This is a genomic window from Streptomyces beihaiensis (assembly GCF_026274175.1).
GTDB classification, from domain to species: Bacteria; Actinomycetota; Actinomycetes; order Streptomycetales; family Streptomycetaceae; genus Streptomyces; species Streptomyces beihaiensis.
In genome coordinates, this window is sequence record NZ_JAPHNL010000004.1 from 1 (window position 1) to 24,305 (window position 24,305).

Below are 24,305 nucleotides of genomic sequence, written 5' to 3' on the forward strand. Positions count from 1 at the left end.
CACCCGGCTGGAGCAGTCGCAGACCGCGCACGCCATGGCCGCCGTGTCGGCGGGCGGCCCCGCGGCCGTCCTCGCCGCGGCCCGCCAGGTCCTCGACGAGGCCGCGCGGCTGCGACCCCCGGTCGAGCTCGACTACGTGGCGCTGGTCGACCCCGCCGACTTCACCGATGTGACGGACGACTTCGAGGGTGAGGCCGTCCTTGCCGTCGCCGCGCGGGTGGGCACCACGCGGCTCATCGACAATCTGCCCCTGACGTTCGGAGTCCGACCGTGACCACCGCATCCTCAGCAGCGACCGGAGCCGCCGCAGGCGCCGGTACCGGAACCGGCGCCGGCATACGCCCGCCCGTCGCCCACCACCGTCCTCGACCGGCGGCGCCCCGCACCGGCCCCCTCCGTCTCCACGCGCCCGCCCCCGGCTGGTCCATCTCCGCCGACGTCGTGGTCGTCGGTTCCGGCGTCGCGGGCCTGACCGCCGCCCTGCGCTGCCAGGCCGCGGGCCTGACCACCGTCGTCGTCACCAAGGCCCGCCTCGACGACGGCTCCACCCGCTGGGCGCAGGGCGGCATCGCCGCCGCGCTCGACGAGGGCGACACCCCCGAGCAGCACCTGGACGACACCCTGGTCGCGGGCGTCGGGCTGTGCGACGAGAACGCCGTACGCACCCTCGTCACCGAGGGACCCGGCGCCGTACGCCGCCTCATCGACACCGGCGCCCACTTCGACGCCGCCGAGGACGGGGCACTCCAGCTGACCCGCGAGGGCGGCCACCACCGCCACCGCATCATCCACGCGGGCGGCGACGCCACCGGCGCCGAGGTCTCGCGCGCGCTCGTCGAGGCGGCCCGCGCGCGGGGCATCGAGACGATCGAGAACGCCCTGGTCCTCGACCTGCTGACGGACGCGGACGGTCACACGGCGGGCGTCACCCTGCACGTCATGGGGGAGGGGCAGCACGACGGCGTCGGCGCGGTCCTCGCCCCGGCCGTCGTCCTCGCCACCGGCGGTATGGGCCAGGTCTTCTCGGCGACCACCAACCCGCACGTGTCCACCGGGGACGGCGTCGCGCTCGCCCTGCGCGCGGGCGCGGAGGTCAGCGACCTGGAGTTCGTCCAGTTCCACCCCACCGTGCTCTTCCTGGGCGCCGACGCCGAGGGCCAGCAGCCGCTCGTCTCCGAGGCCGTGCGCGGCGAGGGCGCGCACGTGGTGGACGCGGACGGCGTGCGCTTCATGGTGGGCCGGCACGAGCTCGCCGAGCTGGCGCCCCGCGACATCGTCGCCAAGGGCATCACGCTCCGCATGCAGGAGCAGGGCGCCGAGAACATGTACCTGGACGCCCGGCACTTCGGCGCCGACATGTGGGAGCACCGTTTCCCGACCATCCTCGCCGCCTGCCGCGCCCACGGCATCGACCCGGTCACCGAGCCCATTCCCATCGCCCCGGCCGCCCACTACGCCTCCGGCGGCGTCCGCACCGACCTGCACGGCCGCACCACGGTGCCGGGCCTGTACGCGTGCGGCGAGGTCGCCTGCACGGGCGTGCACGGCGCCAACCGGCTCGCCTCCAACTCGCTGCTCGAGGGCCTGGTCTACGCCGAGCGGATCGCCGCCGACATCACCGCGCGGCACGCCGCCGGCGGGCTGCCCGCGCGCGTGCCCGCGCCCGTCGCGCACCCGCAGACGCCGGAGCACCCGCTGCTGGAGCCGCAGGCCCGGTTCGCGATCCAGAGCGTGATGAGCCAGGGCGCGGGCGTGCTCCGCTCGGCCGACTCGCTCGCCGAGGCCGCCGCGCGGCTCGACCGCATCCACGCCGAGGCCACCGAGGCCCTCGCGGAGAACGGCAAGACGGCCGAGCCGGGTGTCGACACCTGGGAGGCCACCAACCTGCTGTGCGTGGCGCGCGCCCTGGTCGCCGCCGCCCGCCGCCGCGAGGAGACCCGCGGCTGCCACTGGCGCGAGGACCACGCCGACCGCGACGACACCGACTGGCGCCGCCACATCGTCGTACGGCTCGACCCGGACGGCACTCTGGCCACGCACACCACATCCACCGCAGACTTCCCCCCGACGGCAACGACCCTTCAGGAGCAGTGACCGACGTGAGCGCCACCCCCGATCTTCCCCCGGCCGCCGACAGCGGCGCCTGCGGCGACCACTGCGGCTGCGCGCAGGACCCGTCCGCCGACGCCGCCGGAGTCACCGACGTCATGGAGTGCGGTCTCGATCCGTCGCTCGCGCGGCTCCTGACCGACGCGGGCCTCGACCCGGTCGAGATCGAGGACATCGCGCACATGGCGATCGCCGAGGACCTCGACGGCGGCGTGGACGTGACGACGGTCGCCACGATCCCCGAGGACGCCGTCGCCACCGCGGACTTCACGGCCCGTGAGAACGGCGTCGTGGCGGGCCTGCGCGTCGCCGAGGCGATCGTCTCCGTCGTCGCCACCGACGAGTTCGAGGTCGAGCGGCACGTCGAGGACGGCGACCGCGTCACGGCCGGCCAGAAGCTGCTCTCGGTCACCACCCGCACCCGCGACCTGCTCACGGCCGAGCGCAGCGCGCTCAACATCCTGTGCCGCCTGTCGGGCATCGCGACGGCCACGCGCGCGTGGGCGGACGCTCTGGAGGGCACGAACGCGAAGGTCCGCGACACCCGCAAGACGACGCCGGGCCTGCGCTCCCTGGAGAAGTACGCGGTCCGCATGGGCGGCGGCGTCAACCACCGCATGTCCCTGTCGGACGCCGCCCTGGTCAAGGACAACCACGTGGTCGCCGCGGGCGGCGTGGCCCAGGCGTTCAAGGCGGTGCGCGAGCGGTTCCCCGGTCTGGCCGTCGAGGTCGAGGTGGACACGCTGCACCAGCTGCGCGAGGTCCTCGACGCGGGCGCCGACCTGGTCCTCCTGGACAACTTCACGCCCGGCGAGACCGAGGAGGCCGTCGCCCTCACGCACGGCCGCGCCCTCCTGGAGTCCTCCGGCCGTCTCACCCTGGAGAACGCGGCCACGTACGCGAAGACGGGCGTCGACTACCTCGCCGTGGGAGCCCTGACGCACTCCGCGCCGACCTTCGACATCGGTCTCGACCTGCGAGAGGCAGACGTCTGATGCTGCTCACCATCGACGTCGGCAACACCCACACCGTCCTCGGCCTGTTCGACGGCGAGGAGATCGTCGAGCACTGGCGCATCTCCACGGACGCGCGCAGGACGGCCGACGAACTCGCCGTCCTGCTCCAGGGCCTGATGGGCATGCACCCGCTGCTCGGCGACGAGCTGGGCGACGGCATCGACGGCATCGCCATCTGCTCGACCGTCCCCTCGGTCCTGCACGAGCTGCGCGAGGTCACCCGCCGCTACTACGGCGACGTGCCGGCGGTCCTGGTCGAGCCGGGCATCAAGACCGGCGTGCCGATCCTCATGGACAACCCCAAGGAGGTCGGCGCCGACCGCATCATCAACGCGGTCGCCGCCGTCGAGCTCTACGGCGGCCCCGCGGTCGTCGTCGACTTCGGCACGGCCACGACGTTCGACGCGGTCTCCGCGCGGGGCGAGTACGCGGGCGGTGTGATCGCCCCCGGCATCGAGATCTCCGTCGAGGCGCTCGGCATGCGCGGCGCCCAGCTCCGCAAGATCGAGCTGGCCCGTCCGCGCAGCGTCATCGGCAAGAACACGGTCGAGGCGATGCAGTCGGGCATCGTCTACGGGTTCGCGGGCCAGGTCGACGGCGTGGTGAACCGGATGGCCAGGGAGCTGGCTGACGACCCGGAGGACGTGACCGTCATCGCGACGGGCGGGCTCGCGCCGATGGTCCTCGGCGAGGCCGAGGCCATCGACGAGCACGAGCCGTGGCTGACGCTGATCGGGCTGCGGCTCGTGTACGAGCGCAACGTCAGCCGTCTGTGACCGCGCACGGGTGACCGGCGACCGTCCACGGGGTGATCAGCCACGCCCACACATTGCCGGTTAAGCAGATTTGTCCGTAATCAGCCGTATGGTCGGATCATGCCCACGCCCTACGGAAACCGCGGCGGTATGGCGTTCGGTGCGGAAGAGCTGCGTGTGCTCCGACGCGCCCTCGCCCTCGCCCTCCACCCAAGCCCCGCCTCGGACAAGGACGTCCGGGAGTGTCTGCGACTCGCGGACCAGGTCGACGAGACCGAGCGGGAGAGCGCCCGTCTGCGGGCCTTTCTCCTCGCCGACCTCGACCGGTACCGCGCCGCCCTGCCCGGCACCGTCACCGGCTATCTGAGCCTCCTCCAGGAAGCTCTCGCGGCGGGCCACACCCCGGGCGTCGACGACCTCGCCGCCCTGCGCGCCCTGCGGGGCAACCGCACCGCGGCCGCCCTGCTCGACCGCTGCCGCGCCCTGGCCGAACGGGACGTCCGGGAGCGGCTCGCGGCCCGCCACCGCCCACGCGTCCCGGCCTCCCGCTCCCACCTCTTCGCCCTGCCCGGCGGCCGGGAGGGCGACGACAAGAAGCCGGCCAAGCCCCAGCCGGCTCGGCCGCCCCGCCCGGTCCCCACTCCGGGCGAGGTCTTCCCGCCCAAGCGGCGACCGGCCCAGCCGCCCGCCCAGCCGCCCGCCCGGCCGACGGCCCCGCCGAAGGAACTGGCCGCCGGATAGTTACTCTGGGAGGCATGGACTACGTCTCCGCGCTCGTGCCCCCGGTAGTGATGGCCGCGTTCTTCACCCGCCTGATCGTGACGATCGTGAAGTCCCAGGGCGGCGACAAGAAGGCCAAGGAGGACGCGGCCGTCGACGCGATCCTCTCGCGCGCCGAGGCCACCCGGCAGAGCACCGGCCTGCAGGACGCCGGAGCCTGACCGGCCCTCGCCCGGCCGCGCCGACGCCACGTTCGGACAGGGGCGCCCATGCGGCGCCCCTTTTGTCACCCTTCGCCACTGTTTGGCACTGTCCAGTGCTGTCCGGCACTGTTCGTCATTGTTCGCCGTGCCTGCGGAGGAATTTAAGACTTCTCCCACTATTGTGTTCTTGTGCCACGTCCTCTGGGAGAACTCGAAGACGCCGTGATGACACGGGTGTGGAAGTGGAACCGCCCGGTCACGGTGCGGGAAGTCCTGGAGGACCTCCAGCAGGAACGGTCCATCGCGTACACGACGGTCATGACCGTATTGGACAATCTCCACCAGAAGGGCTGGGTGCGCCGCGAGGCGGAAGGCCGGGCCTATCGATATGAGGCCGTCTCCACCCGCGCCGCCTACTCGGCCGCGCTGATGCACGAGGCATGGGGGCAGAGCGACAACCCCGCCGCCGCGCTCGTCGCGTTCTTCGGCATGATGTCGCCCCAGCAGCGCGAGGCGCTCCGCGACGCCATGCGCATCGTCCAGCCGGAAGCGGACCAGGAACCGGCGTCCGAAGTCCCGACCACCGAAGTCCCGCCCGGCCCCGCGGGAGCGGACGGCTCGGCGGAAGCGGGCGGCCCCGCGGAAGCGGACGGCGAACCAGGGCGATAGCGTCCGCTCATGCCAGCCGAGCACCCCGAAGTCGAGACAAGGCCCGAATCGACCGGTAATGCGGTCACCGTCCGCCGGGCGCGTACCGCCGATGTCCCGGCGGTGCGACGGCTCCTCGACGAGTACAGCCGGCGCCGGATCCTGCTCGACAAAGCCACCGTCACGCTTTACGAGGACATCCAGGAGTTCTGGGTCGCCGAGCGCGACGACAACGCCGAGGTGGTCGGCTGCGGCGCACTCCACATCATGTGGGAAGACCTCGCGGAGGTCCGCACGCTCGCGGTGAACCCGCAGGTCAAGGGGGCGGGCGTGGGCCACCTCATCCTGCAGAAGCTGTTGCAGACCGCTCGCTGGATCGGCGTTCGAAGGGTTTTCTGCCTCACCTTCGAAGTCGCGTTCTTCGCCAAGCACGGCTTCGTGGAGATCGGGGAGACACCGGCCGATACGGTCGACACCGATGTCTACAGCGAGCTGCTGCGTTCCTATGACGAGGGCGTCGCGGAGTTCCTGGGCCTCGAACGAGTGAAACCGAACACCTTGGGCAACAGCCGGATGCTTCTGCATCTGTGATCGCCGCCCTCGGTATGACCCCGCCGTATTCCGGCCCCGCGCCCGCACCCCGGTGCCCTATGTCCGATACGCGCATGTTTTAGGGCCGCGCGGGCAGCGTACAACTCCGGGATCCCGCCCGATCTCAGTCAGGGGTTTGTGTTTTCCCGGCAAAAGCGGTTTGCTTTCCGGCGTACTGCTGTACTGCATATAACAAGGGGACGGCGAAACAACGGCCGCGGAAGCGGGCGGGCAGTCGGCCCTTCGGATATGGATGAAAGGAAATCCCGTGGCACAGAAGGTTCAGGTCCTTCTTGTCGACGACCTCGACGGTGGCGAGGCCGACGAGACCGTGACGTTCGCGCTCGACGGTAAGACCTACGAGATCGACCTCAGCACCAAGAACGCCGACAAGCTGCGGGGTGCCCTGGAGCAGTTCGTGGCCAAGGGCCGTCGCACCGGGGGCCGCGGCACGCGCGGCAAGAGCCGCACCGCTTCGACCGGCTCCGGCCAGGACACGGCGAAGATCCGCGCCTGGGCGAAGGAGAACGGTTACGAGGTCAACGACCGCGGCCGCGTCCCCGCGACGATCCGCGAGGAGTACGAGAAGGCCAACGGCTGACCGGTCGACGCCTGACCGCTCGTCCGACCGCTCGACGTGCTCCGCTGCGCACAGGCGCGGCGAAGCCGGGCCCGGTGGCACTGCGTTGCCGCCATGTCCACGAGTCGTACGAGATCGGGGGCGCCCCCACCGCCCCCCGCGGCCGACCAGGCCGAGGCGGCCGACGCCGCCGGACCCGTCGGCGCGGCCGTCGGCGAACGGAGCTCCGCGAGCACCGGCTCGGTCTCGCGACCGGGCTCGGGGGGCCGCACCCACACGGCGGCCTCCTGCGGGCCCGTCATCCCCGGGGGCGTCGGCGCCCCGATGGAGCCACCCGCCCCGACGGCGACGAGGTCCTGGGGCAGCGAGCCCCACTCCAGCCACTCGAGCAGCCCCGGCAGCTCGTCCGCGCTGCCCGCCGCCACGAGGAGCTGCATCGTTTCCCCGGACAGCGCCACCGGGGAGCGCGGGTCGAGCCTGCGGAGCATCCCGAACCCCGCGTCGGCCGGCAGCTCCAGGACGTCGAAGCCCAGCCCCGTGGGCAGCAGCGGCCCGTCCGGGCCCCGCCGCACCGCCCAGCCGAGCTCACGCTCGTACCACTGCCGGACCGGATCGGGGCCGGTGACGTCCCCGGCGGCTTCGAGCGGACGCCGGGGCGCGGGAAAGGACGCGGAGAGTGTGGTGCCTGTGGTGGGGACCATGCCAGGAGCAACCGCCTCGGCCCCGCTCGGGTTACGCAGCGTCGTGAGGTGATCGCGCTGGGTGTCCGTAATGGGGGCGTACGGGGGTGTTCGGTGGCGCAAGGGTGTTCGCCCGTAGCGGAGGGAACCGGCGCGCGCCGCATGGAGTGTCAGTCCGTGCGGGTAAGACATCCCTAGTGGGAGGGGCGACACGTGCGGGACGGGCGGCCCACGTTCGCCATCGGCGTAGTGATGGTGAGGGTATCTGCCTGGCCTGCGGGAACATCGTCTCGCACCATCGAGTTGGAGCAGTTGTCGGCGCTGCGGGGCAGGAGGCCATGAACGGGTGTCGGCAGATGGAATGAGCGGTCCCCGCTTGCGGGACTAAGCTGCGGAAGGACAGGGAGGGGACCGACCCCTAACTGCCTGACCGCTCTGAGGAGCGATTAACGATGTTCGAGAGGTTCACCGACCGCGCGCGGCGGGTTGTCGTCCTGGCTCAGGAAGAAGCCCGGATGCTCAACCACAACTACATCGGCACCGAGCACATCCTCCTGGGCCTGATCCACGAGGGTGAGGGTGTCGCCGCTAAGGCCCTGGAGAGCCTCGGGATTTCGCTCGAGGCGGTCCGCCAGCAGGTGGAGGAGATCATCGGCCAGGGCCAGCAGGCCCCGTCCGGTCACATCCCCTTCACCCCCCGTGCCAAGAAGGTCCTGGAGCTGTCGCTCCGCGAGGCCCTTCAGCTGGGCCACAACTACATCGGCACGGAGCACATCCTGCTCGGCCTGATCCGTGAGGGCGAGGGCGTCGCCGCCCAGGTCCTGGTCAAGCTGGGCGCAGACCTCAACCGGGTGCGGCAGCAGGTCATCCAGCTGCTCTCCGGTTACCAGGGCAAGGAGACCGCCACCGCCGGCGGTCCTGCCGAGGGCACGCCCTCCACGTCCCTGGTGCTCGACCAGTTCGGCCGCAACCTGACGCAGGCCGCTCGTGAGTCCAAGCTCGACCCGGTCATCGGGCGCGAGAAGGAGATCGAGCGCGTCATGCAGGTCCTGTCGCGCCGCACCAAGAACAACCCGGTCCTGATCGGTGAGCCCGGTGTCGGCAAGACGGCGGTCGTCGAGGGCCTTGCCCAGGCGATCGTCAAGGGCGAGGTCCCCGAGACGCTCAAGGACAAGCACCTCTACACGCTGGACCTCGGCGCGCTGGTCGCCGGCTCCCGCTACCGGGGTGACTTCGAGGAGCGCCTGAAGAAGGTCCTCAAGGAGATCCGCACCCGCGGCGACATCATCCTGTTCATCGACGAGCTGCACACGCTGGTCGGTGCGGGCGCCGCCGAGGGCGCCATCGACGCGGCGAGCATCCTCAAGCCGATGCTGGCCCGCGGTGAGCTCCAGACCATCGGTGCCACCACGCTCGACGAGTACCGCAAGCACCTGGAGAAGGACGCGGCCCTTGAGCGCCGCTTCCAGCCCATCCAGGTCGCGGAGCCGTCGCTGCCGCACACCATCGAGATCCTCAAGGGTCTGCGCGACCGCTACGAGGCCCACCACCGCGTCTCCATCACGGACGAGGCGCTGGTCCAGGCCGCGACGCTCGCCGACCGCTACATCTCGGACCGCTACCTGCCGGACAAGGCGATCGACCTGATCGACGAGGCCGGTTCCCGGATGCGCATCCGCCGGATGACCGCGCCGCCGGACCTGCGCGAGTTCGACGAGAAGATCGCCGGCGTGCGCCGCGACAAGGAGTCGGCCATCGACTCCCAGGACTTCGAGAAGGCGGCCTCGCTGCGCGACAAGGAGAAGCAGCTCCTCGCCGCCAAGGCCAAGCGCGAGAAGGAATGGAAGGCCGGCGACATGGACGTCGTCGCCGAGGTCGACGGCGAGCTGATCGCCGAGGTCCTCGCGACCGCCACCGGCATCCCGGTCTTCAAGCTGACCGAGGAGGAGTCGAGCCGCCTGCTGCGCATGGAGGACGAACTCCACAAGCGCGTCATCGGCCAGACGGACGCCGTCAAGGCGCTCTCGAAGGCGATCCGCCGTACGCGCGCCGGTCTGAAGGACCCCAAGCGCCCCGGTGGCTCGTTCATCTTCGCCGGCCCGTCCGGTGTCGGTAAGACGGAGCTCTCGAAGGCCCTGGCCGAGTTCCTCTTCGGCGACGAGGACGCGCTGATCTCCCTCGACATGTCGGAGTTCAGCGAGAAGCACACGGTCTCGCGTCTCTTCGGCTCGCCCCCCGGCTACGTGGGCTACGAAGAGGGCGGCCAGCTGACCGAGAAGGTCCGCCGCAAGCCGTTCTCCGTCGTCCTCTTCGACGAGGTGGAGAAGGCCCACCCGGACATCTTCAACAGCCTGCTGCAGATCCTGGAGGACGGTCGCCTGACCGACTCCCAGGGCCGTGTCGTGGACTTCAAGAACACGGTCATCATCATGACGACCAACCTCGGCACGCGGGACATCTCGAAGGGCTTCAACCTGGGCTTCGCGGCCCAGGGCGACACGAAGACCAACTACGAGCGCATGAAGAACAAGGTGTCGGACGAGCTCAAGCAGCACTTCCGCCCCGAGTTCCTCAACCGCGTCGACGACATCGTCGTCTTCCCGCAGCTCAGCCAGCAGGACATCCTCCAGATCGTCGACCTGATGATCTCGAAGGTGGACGAGCGCCTGAAGGACCGCGACATGGGCATCGAGCTCTCGCAGTCCGCCAAGGAGCTGCTGGCCAAGAAGGGCTACGACCCGGTGCTGGGCGCGCGTCCGCTGCGTCGCACGATCCAGCGCGAGGTCGAGGACAACCTGTCGGAGAAGATCCTCTTCGGCGAGCTGCGCCCCGGCCACATCGTGGTCGTCGACACGGAGGGCGAGGGCGAGTCCCAGACGTTCGTCTTCCGCGGCGAGGAGAAGTCGGCCCTGCCGGACGTCCCCCCGATCGAGGACGCGGCGGCGGGCGGCTCGACCGGCCCGAACCTGAGCAAGGAGGCGTAACCCCTCCGGGGTGAGCCGATGCGGGTGGGCCCGCACCGTTCCTGAGGGGCGGTGCGGGCCCACCCGTTTTCCGTGCCGCCCGGACAGGCCCTAGCGCTGGTCGACGGCGATCTCGGCGTGCGGGAAGAGGCGGGCGTAAGGGGCGGTCGGGACGGTCGCGCCGGGGTAGGTCTGGAGGGTCACCCTGCGCACTCCGGGCAGGCGGGACGGCAGTACGCCCACGTCCTCGGTGCCGCGCAGGGAGGCCAGCCGGAGCTCCTCGACGCGCGGCAGGTCGGGCAGGGCCGCGACCGAGTCGGCGAAGTCGCTGAGGAGCACCCTGTTGAGGTAGAGGGTCCGCAGGGCGGGCAGCTCGGCGACGTACCGCCAGTCGTGTGCGGTCGGCGCGGTCGAGAGGGGGCCGAGGCTCAGCGTGGTCAGGGTCGGCCAGTGGTGCAGGCCGCGCAGTCCGGTGCCGTCGATCGCCTTGCGGCCCAGGAACAGGAATTCCAGCGGCGCCTCGACCGGGAGGCTGTCGGTGAGCGAGGCGCCGGGCAGCCTGTCGTAGAGCGAGATCCGCCGCAGGGAGCGCAGCCGCGTCAGCCCGTCCGTGCCGCCGCACAGGGAGATCCCGAGCCGGGTGAGGGGCAGCGCGGCGAGCGTCCCGAAGTCATCGACGTACTCGCAGCCGCCCAGCCAGATGCTGCTCAGCGCGGGGAAGGCGGTGAGCGGCTCCAGGTCGTCCGCCAGGGGGTTGTCCTCCAGGCTGAGGTACGTCACGGCCGCGGGATCGGGCACCGCCCCGGCGAGGTCACCGAGGACGTGCCGCCCGCGGAACACCACGTCGTGCCACGGACGCATCGCCCGCAGCGCCGGATACTGTTCGGTCGAGTGGCAGTTCAGGATGAGCCCCTCGCGGTCCAGGTGGTCGAGCACCTCACGCGCGTACTCGTCGGCGTCGAACCGCCGCCACGTGCCGACCAGCTGACGCCGCACGTCGAGCGACGGATGCTCGCGCAGACGCCGCAGCACCCCCAGCGCGCCGACCGGCTCCGCCTCGCCGAGGAGCGACGCCGTGACCGCCACTCCGTGCGCCTCCGCCTCGCTCAGCCCCTCGGGCCCCGGCAGCAGCTCAAGCACCAGGGGGCCCGCCTCGGCGAGGGCCTTGGCGTCGTCGGGCGTGCGGGGCGGGATCAGCGCGGCGGCCTGTTCCTCCACCTCGGCACGGACCGCCGGGTCCAGGGCCGTCGCGTGCTCCAGGCACGCCAGGGCGAGCAGGGTCAGACGTGGGGTGCCGCCCGACAACAACTCCCGCAGCAGCGTCGCACGTTCGCCGGGCCGTGCGTGCGCCACGGCCATCCGGATCGCGTCCTCGCCCTGCGGATCGTCGGCCAGGCGCTGGACGAACGGCAGGGCGTGGCCCTCGTCCACGGCGTGCCGGGCGGCCAGGTAGTCCTGGAAGGTGCGGTGGACGAAATCGACCGCGCCTTCCGCCGGTTCCCGCAGCAGTCCGCTGCGCAGCAGCAGCGTACGCAGGACGGCCGGCGCGTCGCCGAGGGCCGCCGCCGACGCCACCGCGGGCAGCCGGCGTTCGAGCAGGGACTCGGCGCCGGCGCGGCTCATCTCGGTGCGGCCGCCGAGGACCAGGGCGTACGCGAGGTGCTGGAGGAGCTCCAGCTGGGCCGCCTCGTCCAGGTCGACGCCTGACATGCCGCGCTCCCGGTCGCGCCGGGTGAGCAGCATCGACAGGGCGGCGTCGTACAACTCCTTGCGTCCGGTGGGCAGATAGCCGCGCCGCTCCCGGTGAAGCGCGCAGATCAGGCCGCACATCAGCGGGTTGGTGGCCAGACGCGCCAAGTCCCGTTTCGTACGCAGGGAGTCCAGGAGCGGTTCTTCGTACGCGTCGGCCTGTGCGGCGGCGTGCCAGCGGCGAACGAACGTGGCGACGTCGGCGGGCCGCATCGGCGGCAGGTGCACCTCCCGGAACCCGCTGTCGGCGAGCCAGGCGGGGCGTACGGCGGTGGGCCGGGACGTCAGCAGCCAGCGGTTGCCGGGGAAGGCGTCAGTGAGGCCGAGCAGCCAGTCGCGGACGCGATGGCGCTCGGCGGTGGGTATCTCGTCGAGGCCGTCGACCAGGATCAGCGCGCGCGAGTCGGACAGGACCCGCTCGGCCCATCCGTCAGGCGCGGTCAGCGGGCAGGACACGGCACGCAGGAAGTCGCCCGGGCCCGGCAGGGAGCCGTCCCGTACGAGGGTGCGCAGCGGCAGCACGAAGGGGATGCGCCCGCCGGTCCGGCCATCGCCGCCCTCGCCCACGGTCCCGCCCGCGCCCGCCGCCGTCACGGCGAGCCACTGCACGAGGGTCGTCTTGCCGGAGCCCGCCTCGCCGCGCAGCAGAACCCGGTCGTGGCCGCCCTCGAACGCGTCCTCGGCGCGCAGCCGCACCGGGCCGGACGGCGGCGCCGCGTGGTCGAGGTGGTCGAGCGGGTCGACGACCTGATCGGCCGTCGCCGTCGCCTCCAGGCTCAGATACGCCACTTCCAGCGGCCAGCGTTCGGGGGAGTCGCGCAGGTCGATGCCGTAGATGGTGAGGTGGCGGTGGCGTTCGGCGACGTGGCGCAGGTAGCGGTCCTCGAAGGCGGCGTCCGCGGAGCCCGTGGGCGGGGTGCGGGACAGCAACTCGTCCGTCTTCCGGCTGAGTTCATCGTGGTCGCGCCGCTGCTCGACCAGGGTGCGCGGGACGAACGTCGACCGCTGGCTGAAGAAGTGCAGGACGTGTCGGCAGGCGCCTTCGGTGGCCGCGCCGAGAAAGTGGACGGCGTCCGCGGACAGGCCGTCGGGCGCGGGGGCCGCGCGGCGCAGGGTGCGGGCGAGCGCGGCGGGGTCCAGCCGGGCGGCCTGGACGTCGTCCATGGTGAGGTCGCCCGCGGCGTGCAGGGTCGCGGCCAGCGTGAGGACGACGGCCTCCGTCTCGTCGGCCGGGAACGGCGCCTTGCCGGGGCCGCGCACGGCCGCCGTGACGTGCGCTCGGGCCAGCCGCCGCGTGTCGGCGTCGGTCAGCGTCCGCTTCTCGCCGCGCAGCGAGACCCGGCCCGACAGGCGTACGGGAGGGTCGGCGAGTCCCGCGCCGGAACCCTCCTGGACGAGGATCTTGCGGAGTAAGGGGGTGAGCGCGGCCGACGCGAGGCGGGCGCCAAGGGTGGCGGGATCCATGGGCGTTGAGAGTAGTGCCGGTCACATTCGAGGGGGCGTCGATCGTGCCCGGCGGTGACATGTCGCACAGGGCTTTTGTCCGTTACTACCAGGGTTAGTGGCTTAAGGGTGCCGTTGGCGTCCTGTTACACGACCTATGGATTGCGGAGATTTCTGTCCGCTTTCACGGGGATGTACGAGTACGTGTAGTAGGTGGGGGGTTTGGGTGGTGGTGGGGGCGGGGGTTACCAAGGGATGGCCGACCCGGTGACACGCGAACGTGTGCCGGGTCCTTTCATGCGTCCCCCAAGTTCGAAGAGGTCCTCCCGCATGTCCCAGCGCAGCAACTCCCTCCGTTCCGGCAAGTCGATGCTCCGCAAGCGCGCCGCCGTCGTGGCCGCCGGCCTGGGCGTGTCCGCGGTGCTGGGTACCGGGGTCGCGTCCGCCGCCGGCGGCTCCACCTCGTGGGTCGACCCGGTCTCCTCCGGTTACAAGCTCTCCGCGGGCTACTCGCAGGGCGGCTCCCTGTGGGCCTCCGGCAAGCACTCCGGCCAGGACTTCGCCGTGCCGACCGGTACCGGCGTCCTCGCCGTGCACAGCGGCACCGTCGTCAAGGCCGGCCCGAACGGCGCCGGTGACGGCCCCGCGTACGGCAACGCCATCGTCATCAAGCACGCCGACGGCCGGTACTCGCAGTACGCGCACCTGTCGCGGATCGACGTCAAGGTCGGCCGGCACGTGTCCACCGGCCAGCACATCGCGCTGTCCGGCAACACGGGCAACTCCACGGGGCCGCACCTGCACTTCGAGATCCGTACGACCCCGAACTACGGTTCCGCGGTCAACCCGGTCGCCTTCCTCAAGCGGCACGGCGTGACCGTCTGACGATCCGCGCGCCCGCCCCGCGTGCCGCGGCACCTGTCAGTGCTCGTGGGCCCGGGTGACCAGTTCCGTGGCGACCTCGAGGATGGCCCTGCGCTTCTCCTCGGGGTCGCCCTCGGTCTCCTTGAGCATGAACATCCCGGCGTGCATGGAGATCAGCGCGCTGAAGCACCGCACCCGGTCGGCCAGTGAGGCGTCCTCGGGCAGCAGGAAGTCGACGAGCTTCGTGGCCCGGTCCTTCACGTTGTTGCCGATGCTCAGCTCGCGCACCGTCGCCTGGTTCTCCTGCATGAAACGGAAGAGCGGGGCCGCGTCGACCATCGCCGTGCCGTAGCGGGTGAGGATCTCCTGCTTGGTCGCCATGGTGTGCGGCTGCTCCGCGGCCCACTCGATCAGCTCGTCGATCGGCGCCGTCAGGTCCTGGAAGAGGCTGACCAGGATGTCTTCCTTGGTCTTGAAGTGGTAGTACAGCGCTGCCTTGGTGACGCCGAGCCGCTCGGCGATCTCCCGGAGCGACGTCTTCTCGTAACCCTGCTCGGCGATCAGTTCCAGGGTGATGTCCTGGATGCGCTGGCGGGTGTCCCCGCGGCGCCCCGGCTTGTGGCTGCTGCCCGTACTCATCGCGCGTCCCTCGCGTCCCTCGGGGGTCGGACCCAAACTTACTTGACGCCCGGCTAGTAGGCGCCTACCTTCTCTCATTGTAGGGAACTAGCCGGGCGGCAAGTAAGCCCGTCCGTTCACCGGACCAGTGGGGGAGTGGGGCACCATGGCACAGGCAGCAGCACAGGACGCGGTCGATGCGACCGTCGCGGCACCGGCCACCGGGCGGACGGCCGGGAGATCCGCCGGGCGGCCGACGGCCCAGGAGCCGGACGGGGCGGCGAAGCAGCCGCGCAGCGTCCGCGTCGTACTGATGGCGCTGATGCTGGCCATGCTGCTCGCGATGCTCGACAACATGATCGTCGGCACCGCGATGCCCACGATCGTCGGCGAACTCGGCGGCCTTGAACACCTGTCCTGGGTGGTCACGGCCTACACACTCGCGACAGCCGCCTCGACCCCCCTGTGGGGCAAGATCGGCGACATGTACGGGCGCAAGGGCGCCTTCCTCACCTCCATCGTGATCTTCCTGGTCGGCTCCGCGCTCAGCGGCATGGCCCAGAACATGGGGCAGCTCATCGGGTTCCGGGCCGTCCAGGGGCTCGGCGCGGGCGGCCTCATGGTCGGCGTCATGGCCATCATCGGTGACCTGATCCCGCCCCGGGAGCGCGGCAAGTACCAGGGCATGATCGCCGGTGTCATGGCCATCGCCATGATCGGCGGGCCGCTGGTCGGCGGCACCATCACGGACAACTGGGGCTGGCGCTGGTCCTTCTACATCAACCTGCCGATCGGCGTCGTCGCCCTCATCGCCATCACCGCCGTGCTGCACCTGCCCAAGAAGCGGGCCGCCGGATCGATCGACTACCTCGGCGCCGCGCTGCTCACCGTCGGCATCAGCGCGATCGTCCTCGTGACCACATGGGGTGGCAGCCAGTACGCCTGGACCTCCGCCGTGATCATGGAGCTGATCGGGATCGGCGTCGCGTCCCTGGTCGGCTTCGTGTTCGCACAGACCAAGGCCGCCGAACCGATCCTGCCGCTGCACATCTTCCGCAGCCGCAACTTCACCCTCATGTCGGTGATCGGCTTCGTCACCGGGTTCGTGATGTTCGGCGCGGTGCTCTTCCTGCCGCTGTACCAGCAGTCGGTGCAGGGCGCGTCCGCGACCAACTCGGGCCTGTTGCTCCTGCCGATGCTGCTCGCCATGATGGTCGTCTCGCTGATCGTCGGGCGGGTCACCACGACCACCGGCCGGTACAAGGTCTTCCCGATCGTCGGCGGCGTACTGATGGCGGTCGGACTGTTCCTGCTCGCCCAGATGGACACCGGCACCTCGCGGTTCACCTCCGGCCTCTACATGGCGGTGCTCGGCGCCGGGCTCGGCTGCCTGATGCAGATGACGATGCTGGTCGCGCAGAACAGCGTCGAGCTGAAGGACATGGGTGTCGCGTCGTCCTCCGCGACCCTGTTCCGCACGCTCGGCTCCTCCTTCGGCGTCGCGATCATGGGCGTGCTGTTCAACGACCGGGTCAACGCCGTCATGACCGAGAAGGCCGGGGCGCTCGGCGGGAAGGTCACCGAGAAGTCGGCGCAGCTGGACGCGGCGAGCCTCGCGAAGCTCCCGGCGCCCGCGCGGGAGGCGTACCAGTACGCCGTCTCCTCCGGCACCCACTCGTCCTTCCTGCTCGGGTCCGCGGTGGCGGTCGTGGCGCTGGTCGGGGCGGTCTTCGTCAAGGAGGTCGCGCTGCGCGGATCGGAGCCGAAGAAGTAGCGAGCGCCGGGGGAAGGATCAGGCGGGCCGGTGTCACCACCGGCCCGCCTCGCCTCGCCTGCCTGCTCACACCGTCGTACGGGCCCGATCAGCGCCCCGTCGGCAGGTTCGCGCCTCCCGTGCAGTCCAGGACCACACCCGTGATGAAGCCGTTGGTGGCGAGCGAGACGATGGCCTGCGCCACGTCCTGGGCGGCGCCGACCCGGCCCACCGGTGTCGTCGCCACCAGCGCCTCGAACAGCTCCTCGCGCCGCTCGGCCGGGACCCGGTCCCACCAGGGGGTGTCGATGACTCCGGGCGACACCGCGTTGATCCGGCGCGGGGCCAGCTCGACCGCGAGCGGCGGCACCATCGCGTTGAGGGCGCCGTTGATCGCCGCGAGGCCCGACGTGCCGGGGAAGGCCGAGCCGGCCGAGGCCGCCGTGATGAGCGTGACCGACGCGTGCTCGGTCAGGTGCGGCAGCGCCGACTTGAGGATGCGCAACTGGGGCCAGAACTTGGCGTCGAAGCCCCGGGCCAGCTCCGCCACTTCGAGCTGCTCGAACGGGCCGCTGCCCGCCGCGCCGCTGACCGAGACGATCAGATGGTCGATGGGCGCGACCGTGGTGAAGAAGGCGTCGATGTCGGCCTGGTCCGTGGCGTCCATGCGGTAGGTGCCGGTCTTGCCGCCGATCCGCTCGGCCGCCGCCGCGAGGCGGGCCTCGTCGCGGCCGGTGATGGTCACTTCGGCGCCGCCGCGTGCGAACAGCGCGGCGGTCGCCTCACCGATGCCGGAACTGCCGCCCATGACGACGGCGTGCGTGGGGGAGGAGATGGTCGAGAAAGTCTCGGAAGCGGTAGCCATGCCGGGTCCCTGCCCCGGAGCGACAGCCTCCCCCCCCCCGCTCTGCCCCTTGCTCCTAGCCCCGCTCGTCGTCGGAGAGCCGCAGCATCGGGAAGCTGCCCGTGTTGGTCGGGGCGTGCTCGGGCAGCCACAGCACCGCCACGGCCCCCTCCGACGCCGTGTCGGGGTCGGCGCCCGGCGGCCGTACGTTGCGGAACGTGAGGCGGGCGCCGAGCACCCGGGCCTGGCCCGCCGCGATCGTCAGGCCGAGACCGTGTCCGTGGCCCGCGCGGTCGGCGGCGCCCGTGCGGAAGCGGCTCGGGCCCTCCTCCAGGAGATCCTCGGGGAATCCGGGGCCGTGATCGCGCACCCTTATCACCCGGCCCTCGACGCTGACCTCGATCGGCGGACGGGCGTGCTTGGAGGCGTTGGCCAGCAGGTTGAACAGGATGCGCTCCAGGCGGCGCGGGTCGGTGGTCACCTCCGACTCGTGCACCACATGGACGCTCACGCCCTCGGTGGCGCGGGCCGCGATCCGCCGCTCCACGAACTCGCCCAGCATGATGTCCTGCAGCTCGGCCCGCTCGGCCGCGCTGTCGAGCCGCGCCACTTCCAGTACGTCCTCGACGAGCGTGCGCATCGCCTGCGCGCGGTCCTTGACCAGCTCGCTCGGGCGGCCGGGCGGCAGCAGCTCGGCCGCCGTGAGCAACCCGGTGACCGGGGTGCGCAGCTCGTGCGCGATGTCCGCGGTCACCCGCCGCTCCGCCTCCACCCGCTCCTGCAACGCGTCCGCCATGGCGTCCACGGCGCGGGCCAGGTCGTCCGTCTCGTCCCGCACGACCCCGCCGATGGCGTCCCGTACGCGGACGTCGCTCTGCCCCTCCGCGACGTCACGGGCCGCGCTCGCCGCCTTGCGCAGGCGCCGCGAGAGCTGGCCGCCGATGAGCACGCCGAGCGCGCTGCCGCCGAAGACGACCGAGATCGAACCGATCAGCAGCGCCTTGTCGAGATCCTTCATGACGGTGGCGCTGCGGTCGGCGAAACGGGTGTGCACGGAGAGGACCTCGCCGTCACCGAGCGGCACGGCGGCCCAGATGTCGGGCACGCCGTCCCTGCCCTCCGACACGTAGGTGGCGCGGCGGCCCTCCCGGGCCTTCTCCCGCAGGGCGTGGGGGAGCGACGGGTCGTTGACCGTGAAACCGACGGGCAGATTGCCACCGCGCGCCGCGTACTGACGCTGCACGAACTGGATCCGCTCGTCCTGCACGTCCCGCGCGTTGTCCAGCATCGAGACGCGGGCCGAGTTGTGCACGACGAGGCTGAGCGCGATCGCGACGAGCGCGCCGACCAACGCGATGGCGACGCTGATCTTCCACCGCACCCCGGTGCGCAGCGAACGCCGCAGCCTCTTGCCACGCACGCCGCCGACGGCCCCCGCGCCGCCGCCGGCCCCCGCGCCGCCGCCGGCCGCCGTGGCGACGCCGACGTACGACGGCGTGTCGTCGGTCCCCCTCATATCCGCTTCCCCATCGGCCCGTTCATGCCTTCAGTTTGTAGCCGAAGCCACGGACCGTCTCGATACGGTCCTGGCCGATCTTCGTGCGCAGGCGCTGCACATGGACGTCGACGACACGGGTGTCGCCGCCCCAGCCGTAGTCCCAGACGCGCTCCAGGAGCTTGTCGCGGGAGAGCACGGTGCCCGGCGCGGACGAGAACTCCAGGAGCAGCCGCATCTCGGTCGGCGTCAGCGCCACCGGAGCCCCGGCCCTGCGCACCTCCATGCCCTCCGTGTCGATCTCCAGGTCACCGAAGCGAAGGACACCGCCGGCCGGAGCGGCAGGCTCCTCCGCGGCACCCGACCCGGACGCCGACGGGCCACCGGCGTGCCCGAACCTGCGCAGCACGGCACGGATCCGCGCCACGAGCACGGCCCCGTCGAACGGCTTGGTCACATAGTCGTCCGCCCCGGCCTCCAGGCCGAGCACCACGTCGATCGAGTCCGCGCGCGCCGACAGCATGATCACCGGAACCGTCGACTCGTCCCGGATGCGACGGCACAGCGACACCCCGTCAAGCCCCGGCACCATGACGTCGAGCAGGGCGATGTCCGGCCGGTCCGCGCGGAACGCCTCAAGGCCCGAGAGACCGTCCGGCATCGCGGTCACCACGAAACCGTCCCGCTCCAGAGCCAGCTGCGTGGCCTCGCGGATGACGTCGTCGTCCTCGACGAACAGCACGTGGGTCTGCTCGCCCCTGCGCTCGGCCGTGGGGCCCATGTGGTCTCCGATCCGTTCTCAGCCGTCGCCCGAGGGTACGGACGGGGCGGGCGACGCCCCGCCGCCCACCGCGTGGCTGTAGTTGGTCTGCGTGCGGCTCTCCTCGACGAAGTGGCCACCGCGCCAGCGGTAGGTGACGACCTCCTCGCCCGAGGGAGAGGCGACCGAGTCACCCTTCTCGTAGACCTGCTTGGTGACCACCAGAGCGCCCTGGTCTATCTCCGCGTAGACCGGGGGCTCCTCGTCCTCGAAGACATTCTGGTACTTACCGCCCTCGTCGCGGTACACATACGTCCCGATGCCCACCGCGTCACCGCAGGTCATCACGTTCACCACGATGTCGTTCGCGGACGCACCGGTCAGCCGGCCGTAGCTCACGTCGACCGGGTACTCGCTGGCCACGCACGGCTTCAGGTTCTGCTTGATGTCGGAGCTGACCTTCGGGTCACGCTTCACCAGGCCGACCGCGTCGATCGTCTCCTGCTCCGGCGCGACGGTGCTGCTCGCCGTCGGCGACGGGACCGGCGACGGGCTGCCGACGGCGGCCGCGCCGACCGGGTCGGTGTGCGCCGGGCCCTCGTCGCGGGCGCCGGTGCCGCCCGCGGAGCAGGACGCCAGAACCGCGACACAAAGCCCGCCGGCGGCGAGCCCGGCCAGCACCGGACTCCCCGCCCTCATCACTCGCCGGATCCTGCGGATCCACAGGGCCTGCTCCCTCAGGGGCCGGCCGGCGCCGGGTCCCACCGCGGGCGCCGGATCCGGCACGCACTCCCCCACGGTCTCGAAGGAGTGGAGGCGCCCCCCGCGGCGTTGTCGCCGGCTGCCGCCCCCTCGATCTCGAACCGTGATCCGCCCGGCCCTGCCCGGAGGCGCCGCCTCCGCGTCGGCGCCCTCCTCCCCGGTGCGGCCGCACGCACCGCACCCCGCTTGCCGGCACCGGACATGACGGTCGGCCGAGTCCAGCCTGACCCAACGGACAGCCCCTAGGCCGCGCAACGCTCCCGCTCCTCACGACGGTCGAGCGCGCCGGCGACCAGTTCGTCGCGCTGCCGCTTCTCCAGCTCCTCACGGAGCCGGGCAAGGGCCCGGTGCAGCGTGCTCTTCACGGTTCCGGCCGACATTCCGAGGGCGGCGGCCGTCTCCTCTGTGGACATCTGCTCCCAGTGTCGCAGCACCACGACACTGCGCTGCTTGGGAGCCAGCACCTTCATGACGTCCATGAGCAGCGCACGGTCCGCGTGCTGCTCGCTGGCGTCGTCCACCGCCGACTCCGGAAGCTGCTCGGTGGGCACCTCTTCGAGCTTGCGCGCCCGCCACCACTCGGTCCGTGTGTTGATCATGACACGGCGCAGGTACGCGTCGGCAAGCCGCTTGTCCGCTATACCGTCCCAGCGCCCGTACGTCCGCACGAGCGCGGTCTGCAGCAGGTCCTGGGCGTCGACCGGGTCCGGCACGAGCCGCCGCGCGCTGCGCAGCAGGGCGTCCTGCCGCGTACGGACGTACTCCTCGAACTCGAGCACCTCACCAGAGTGCGCCACGATCAACCGCCTCCCGCTTCCTGCCAGTTCCCCGTCATCCGCACCGGTCTCGTGCGGCGATGGGAAAAAGCTACGGACGCGTTGTCACGGAGCTGTCCGGGCCAGCGCGCGAGGAACGCACGGCTGTCCGTCGGTTGTGTAACGAACCTAAGGCCGACGTAAGAGTGAGGCGCACGGAGGCGTGCACAGGCGCGTGTCAGCCCGCCGGGAGCCGGTACAGACCGCCCGCCAGCGGCTCCACCAGGCCGTCGTCGACCAGCCCGTCCAGCGCGCGGGCACGCTGCACCGGCTCGTCCCACACCCGGTCGAGCACCGCCTGCGGCACCGGCGCCACCGCCTCCCGCAACACCGCGAGCAGCTTGCCGCGCACCTGCCGGTCGGTGCCCGCGTACGTCTGGCCGCGCCGCGCGGGGCCCTCGTGCGGAGGCTTCCCGGCGAGCCGCCAGGCGCACTGCGCCGCGACGGGGCAGCGGTGGCACTGCTCGTTCTTGGCGGTGCACACCAGCGCGCCCAGCTCCATCGAGGCGGCGGCCCACTGCGCGGCCGTCCCGTCCTCGTCCGGCAGCAGCGCGCGGGCGAGCCTGCGCTCGGCGGCGGTCGTGGCGTTCGGCGGGTACTGCACACCCGTCACGGCCCGCGCGAAGACCCGTCGCACGTTCGTGTCGAGCACGGCGTGCCGCTGCCCGTACGCGAACGAGGCGACCGCGGCCGCCGTGTACTCGCCGATGCCGGGCAGCGCGAGCAGCTGCGCGTGGCTGGTCGGCACGTCACCGCCGTGCCGCTCCGTTATGGCGACCGCGGCGCCGTGCAGCCGCAGCGCGCGCCGCGGATAGCCGAGCCGCCCCCAGGCGCGCACGGCCTCGCCGGACGCCTCGGCGGCCAGGTCGGCGGGGCGCGGCCAGCGGGCCAGCCACTGTTCGTAGACCGGCAGCACCCGGCTGACGGGCGTCTGCTGCAGCATGAACTCGCTCACCATCACACCCCAGGCCCCGGCGTCGGGGCGCCGCCAGGGCAGGTCGCGGGCGTGCTCGGTGAACCAGTCGATGACGGGTTCGTGGAGGTCCGTGCGGGTGGGCCCGGCAACCGGACCGGGGACAGTCTCGGGAGTCTTCGTGGGAGCAGTCATGGCAGTGCCGATCCTGCCACGGACCCGCTCTCCACCGGGCTGTGCGCCGCCGTGGCCGGGCCCGCGCTCCTCCGGGTGGCCGCGTGACACCGCCAGGTGGCGGGAGCCGGTCGGCTCCGTCGCGCGCCCCCTCAGCGCCGGTGTGCGCCCCTCCGTGGACGGCTGCCGTACGCGGCCCGCTGCCCGGCCACCGCGCCGCCGCCCGGCCCCGCGAGCCGGCGCGCCAGGCCGTTGCCGGATCCGCGCATCGCCTCGGCCACCCGCTCGGCGGGCCGGGCCGCCAGCCGTACGAACAGCAGCGCGACGACCGTGCCGAGCAGCAGTCCCGTCGCGACGTCGTGCGGGTAGTGCACGCCCACGTAGACCCGTGAGAACGCCATCAGGATCGCCATCGGCACGGTCAGCCACCCGATCGTGGGCCACGCGAGCGCGAGGCCGACGGCCGCCGCCGCGGCGATCGTCGAGTGGTTGCTCGGGAACGACCAGTCGCCGTGCGGCGGACACGCGACCAGTGACGGCAGGGCCCCGGAGACCGCGCGGCAGGGCCGCTCCTCGTCGAAGCCGGACTTGACCAACTCGCTGCACACATACGCCACCGCCGTGCCGAGCGGCGCGAGCACCGCCACGGCCAGCGCGCGCGGGTCGCCGTGGCGTGCCCGTCCCCAGGCGACGAGGAACAGCACGGCGAACAGCAGCAGACCCAGCTCCGTCCACACCTCCATCACGTGCTGGACCCACGACGGCGTGTCATGGGCGAAGTCGGTGATGGCGCGGTAGAGCTCGGAATCCATGGTTCCCATGGTCCAGGAAGCCGCGCGAGACACGTGGCCGGGCCCGGGCCGGGCGGACCGCGGGCCGTGACGGTCGGTCGGATGATCGGCAAAACTCTGCGGGCGGGCGGCGGGTGGAAGCGGGACAACGGCCTGATCTCTCGTAAGGTTTGGGCCGTGGGTTCTCTGCGCAATCCGATCGGGCCGCTTCCCTCCTCCATCTACTGGCGTCGGAGGGCCGTTCTGCTGGCCGTCGTGGCGCTGCTCGCGCTGCTGATCGCGTGGGTCGTCAACCTGGGCGGTCCCGGCGGCGACGGCGGCACGGACAGCGCGGGTGGCAAGCATCCGACGAAGTCCATCACGCCAGGACCTTCGGGAACGGGCCCCGCGATCAGCCAACACCCGGGCGGCCGCGACGAGTCGACCGGCTCGGGCGGCGCTGACGGGTCGGGCGGCGACGGCAGCGCGGGTTCCGGCGGTGGCTCCGACGACTCGGCGGGCGGCGACCAGAGCGACGGCTCGGGCAGCGGCGGCAGCGGTGCCGGCACGTCGTCCGGCGACCAGGTCCCGGCCGGTTCCAGCCTGCCCGACTGCACCGCGGGCGGCGTGACCCTCTCGGTACGCAGCACCCACAACTCGTACGCGCCCGGCGACGAGCCGAAACTGATCCTCACCGCGAAGAACACCTCGGACAAGGCATGCAAGGTCGACCTCGGCCCGAAGGCGGCGGTCCTGACCATCACGAAGGCCGGCGGCGACCAGCAGTTCTGGTCCTCCGACGACTGCCCCTCCGACCCCTCCAGCGTCCTGCTGCGCGTCCCGGCGGGCGGCTCGGTCACCCGCACGGTGACCTGGGACCGCGAACCGAGCGCCCCTCAGTGCGCCACCCCGAAGTCGGGCAAGGCGTCCGCGGGCACCTACTTGGTAGAGGCGAAGGCCCCCCAACTGGCAGCCGTGAAGACCTCGTTCGTCCTCAAGGCGGACTAGGCCCTGTCTTCAAACTCCCGTCGTCGCCCGAAGGGCGGCCCGGCGGTGGCTGGTGCGTGCGATCGCAAGGCG

Annotated in this window: 23 protein-coding genes; 13 read left to right on the forward strand and 10 right to left on the reverse strand. The window is 71.8% G+C overall.

Translation table 11 applies throughout. The features are described 5' to 3' along the window. From OFY01_RS01250 to OFY01_RS01290, 9 genes are all read left to right on the forward strand, one after another. On the forward strand, positions 1-274 hold a 274-nt coding region (locus OFY01_RS01250; protein WP_266595429.1), incomplete at its 5' end, for a pantoate--beta-alanine ligase. Between the two features lie 62 nt (positions 275-336). After that, entirely contained in the window at positions 337-2,094 is a 1,758-nt protein-coding gene (locus tag OFY01_RS01255) for an L-aspartate oxidase (protein ID WP_266595460.1), read from the forward strand. After that, positions 2,091-3,104, forward strand: coding sequence for a carboxylating nicotinate-nucleotide diphosphorylase (nadC, locus tag OFY01_RS01260; protein ID WP_266595431.1), 1,014 nt, complete (start codon positions 2,091-2,093; stop codon positions 3,102-3,104). The genes OFY01_RS01255 and nadC overlap by 4 nt, the downstream gene beginning before the upstream one ends. Further along, positions 3,104-3,901, forward strand: coding sequence for a type III pantothenate kinase (locus OFY01_RS01265; RefSeq protein WP_266595432.1), 798 nt, complete (start codon positions 3,104-3,106; stop codon positions 3,899-3,901). Before nadC ends, OFY01_RS01265 begins: the two co-directional genes overlap by 1 nt. Before the next feature lie 129 nt (positions 3,902-4,030). Beyond that, positions 4,031-4,621, forward strand: a complete 591-nt coding sequence (locus OFY01_RS01270) for a hypothetical protein (RefSeq protein WP_266595462.1) — start codon at positions 4,031-4,033, stop codon at positions 4,619-4,621. 14 nt (positions 4,622-4,635) lie between these two features. Continuing rightward, positions 4,636-4,821: a hypothetical protein gene (locus OFY01_RS01275; RefSeq protein ID WP_266595433.1), complete on the forward strand. Its 186-nt coding sequence runs from the start codon at positions 4,636-4,638 to the stop codon at positions 4,819-4,821. A gap of 171 nt (positions 4,822-4,992) precedes the next feature. Continuing rightward, positions 4,993-5,472, forward strand: a complete 480-nt coding sequence (locus OFY01_RS01280; protein ID WP_266595435.1) for a BlaI/MecI/CopY family transcriptional regulator — start codon at positions 4,993-4,995, stop codon at positions 5,470-5,472. Positions 5,473-5,481: 9 nt separating this feature from the next. After that, positions 5,482-6,042, forward strand: a complete 561-nt coding sequence (locus OFY01_RS01285) for an amino-acid N-acetyltransferase (RefSeq protein ID WP_266595436.1) — start codon at positions 5,482-5,484, stop codon at positions 6,040-6,042. A 268-nt stretch (positions 6,043-6,310) separates the two neighbouring features. Beyond that, positions 6,311-6,643 carry a histone-like nucleoid-structuring protein Lsr2 gene (locus tag OFY01_RS01290; RefSeq protein ID WP_266595438.1) on the forward strand — a complete coding sequence of 111 codons (333 nt, stop codon included), beginning with the start codon at positions 6,311-6,313 and terminating at the stop codon, positions 6,641-6,643. On the opposite strand, the gene OFY01_RS01295 is transcribed toward OFY01_RS01290, so the two are convergent. Then, positions 6,574-7,323 carry an SCO3374 family protein gene (locus OFY01_RS01295; protein ID WP_266595440.1) on the reverse strand — a complete coding sequence of 250 codons (750 nt, stop codon included), beginning with the start codon at positions 7,321-7,323 and terminating at the stop codon, positions 6,574-6,576. The genes OFY01_RS01290 and OFY01_RS01295 overlap by 70 nt on opposite strands. Positions 7,324-7,754: 431 nt before the next feature. Between OFY01_RS01295 and OFY01_RS01300 the strand changes: the two genes are divergently transcribed. Continuing rightward, entirely contained in the window at positions 7,755-10,286 is a 2,532-nt protein-coding gene (locus OFY01_RS01300; protein WP_266595442.1) for an ATP-dependent Clp protease ATP-binding subunit, read from the forward strand. 90 nt (positions 10,287-10,376) lie between these two features. Here OFY01_RS01300 and OFY01_RS01305 read toward each other — a convergent pair whose 3' ends face one another. Further along, on the reverse strand, positions 10,377-13,478 hold the full coding sequence (locus OFY01_RS01305; protein WP_266595444.1) for an NACHT domain-containing protein: 3,102 nt from the start codon (positions 13,476-13,478) through the stop codon (positions 10,377-10,379). A gap of 309 nt (positions 13,479-13,787) precedes the next feature. On the opposite strand from OFY01_RS01305, the gene OFY01_RS01310 reads away from it, so the two are divergent. Then, positions 13,788-14,342: a M23 family metallopeptidase gene (locus OFY01_RS01310; protein WP_266595446.1), complete on the forward strand. Its 555-nt coding sequence runs from the start codon at positions 13,788-13,790 to the stop codon at positions 14,340-14,342. 36 nt (positions 14,343-14,378) lie between these two features. On the opposite strand, the gene OFY01_RS01315 is transcribed toward OFY01_RS01310, so the two are convergent. Next, positions 14,379-14,960 carry a TetR/AcrR family transcriptional regulator gene (locus OFY01_RS01315; protein WP_266595448.1) on the reverse strand — a complete coding sequence of 194 codons (582 nt, stop codon included), beginning with the start codon at positions 14,958-14,960 and terminating at the stop codon, positions 14,379-14,381. 145 nt (positions 14,961-15,105) lie between these two features. Between OFY01_RS01315 and OFY01_RS01320 the strand changes: the two genes are divergently transcribed. Next, the gene (locus OFY01_RS01320; RefSeq protein WP_266595449.1) at positions 15,106-16,713 is read left to right on the forward strand and encodes an MDR family MFS transporter; all 1,608 of its coding nucleotides are present in this window, start codon (positions 15,106-15,108) and stop codon (positions 16,711-16,713) included. Between the two features lie 88 nt (positions 16,714-16,801). Here OFY01_RS01320 and OFY01_RS01325 read toward each other — a convergent pair whose 3' ends face one another. From OFY01_RS01325 to OFY01_RS01355, 7 genes are all read right to left on the reverse strand, one after another. Continuing rightward, the gene (locus OFY01_RS01325; RefSeq protein ID WP_266595450.1) at positions 16,802-17,557 is read right to left on the reverse strand and encodes an SDR family oxidoreductase; all 756 of its coding nucleotides are present in this window, start codon (positions 17,555-17,557) and stop codon (positions 16,802-16,804) included. 55 nt (positions 17,558-17,612) lie between these two features. Beyond that, the gene (gene cseC / locus OFY01_RS01330) at positions 17,613-19,052 is read right to left on the reverse strand and encodes a two-component system sensor histidine kinase CseC (protein WP_266595451.1); all 1,440 of its coding nucleotides are present in this window, start codon (positions 19,050-19,052) and stop codon (positions 17,613-17,615) included. Positions 19,053-19,074: 22 nt separating this feature from the next. Beyond that, positions 19,075-19,812 (reverse strand): two-component system response regulator CseB, encoded by a 738-nt coding sequence (gene cseB, locus OFY01_RS01335; RefSeq protein WP_266595452.1) that lies wholly within the window; start codon positions 19,810-19,812, stop codon positions 19,075-19,077. Between the two features lie 18 nt (positions 19,813-19,830). Then, on the reverse strand, positions 19,831-20,490 hold the full coding sequence (locus OFY01_RS01340; protein WP_266595454.1) for a hypothetical protein: 660 nt from the start codon (positions 20,488-20,490) through the stop codon (positions 19,831-19,833). A gap of 305 nt (positions 20,491-20,795) precedes the next feature. Further along, positions 20,796-21,350 (reverse strand): SigE family RNA polymerase sigma factor, encoded by a 555-nt coding sequence (locus OFY01_RS01345; RefSeq protein ID WP_266595455.1) that lies wholly within the window; start codon positions 21,348-21,350, stop codon positions 20,796-20,798. A 196-nt stretch (positions 21,351-21,546) separates the two neighbouring features. Next, positions 21,547-22,476, reverse strand: coding sequence for an HhH-GPD family protein (locus OFY01_RS01350; protein ID WP_266595456.1), 930 nt, complete (start codon positions 22,474-22,476; stop codon positions 21,547-21,549). Positions 22,477-22,607: 131 nt separating this feature from the next. Further along, positions 22,608-23,276, reverse strand: coding sequence for a phosphatase PAP2 family protein (locus OFY01_RS01355; protein WP_407700257.1), 669 nt, complete (start codon positions 23,274-23,276; stop codon positions 22,608-22,610). Positions 23,277-23,423: 147 nt separating this feature from the next. Between OFY01_RS01355 and OFY01_RS01360 the strand changes: the two genes are divergently transcribed. Beyond that, on the forward strand, positions 23,424-24,233 hold the full coding sequence (locus tag OFY01_RS01360) for a hypothetical protein (RefSeq protein WP_266595464.1): 810 nt from the start codon (positions 23,424-23,426) through the stop codon (positions 24,231-24,233). Positions 24,234-24,305 lie beyond the last annotated feature (72 nt).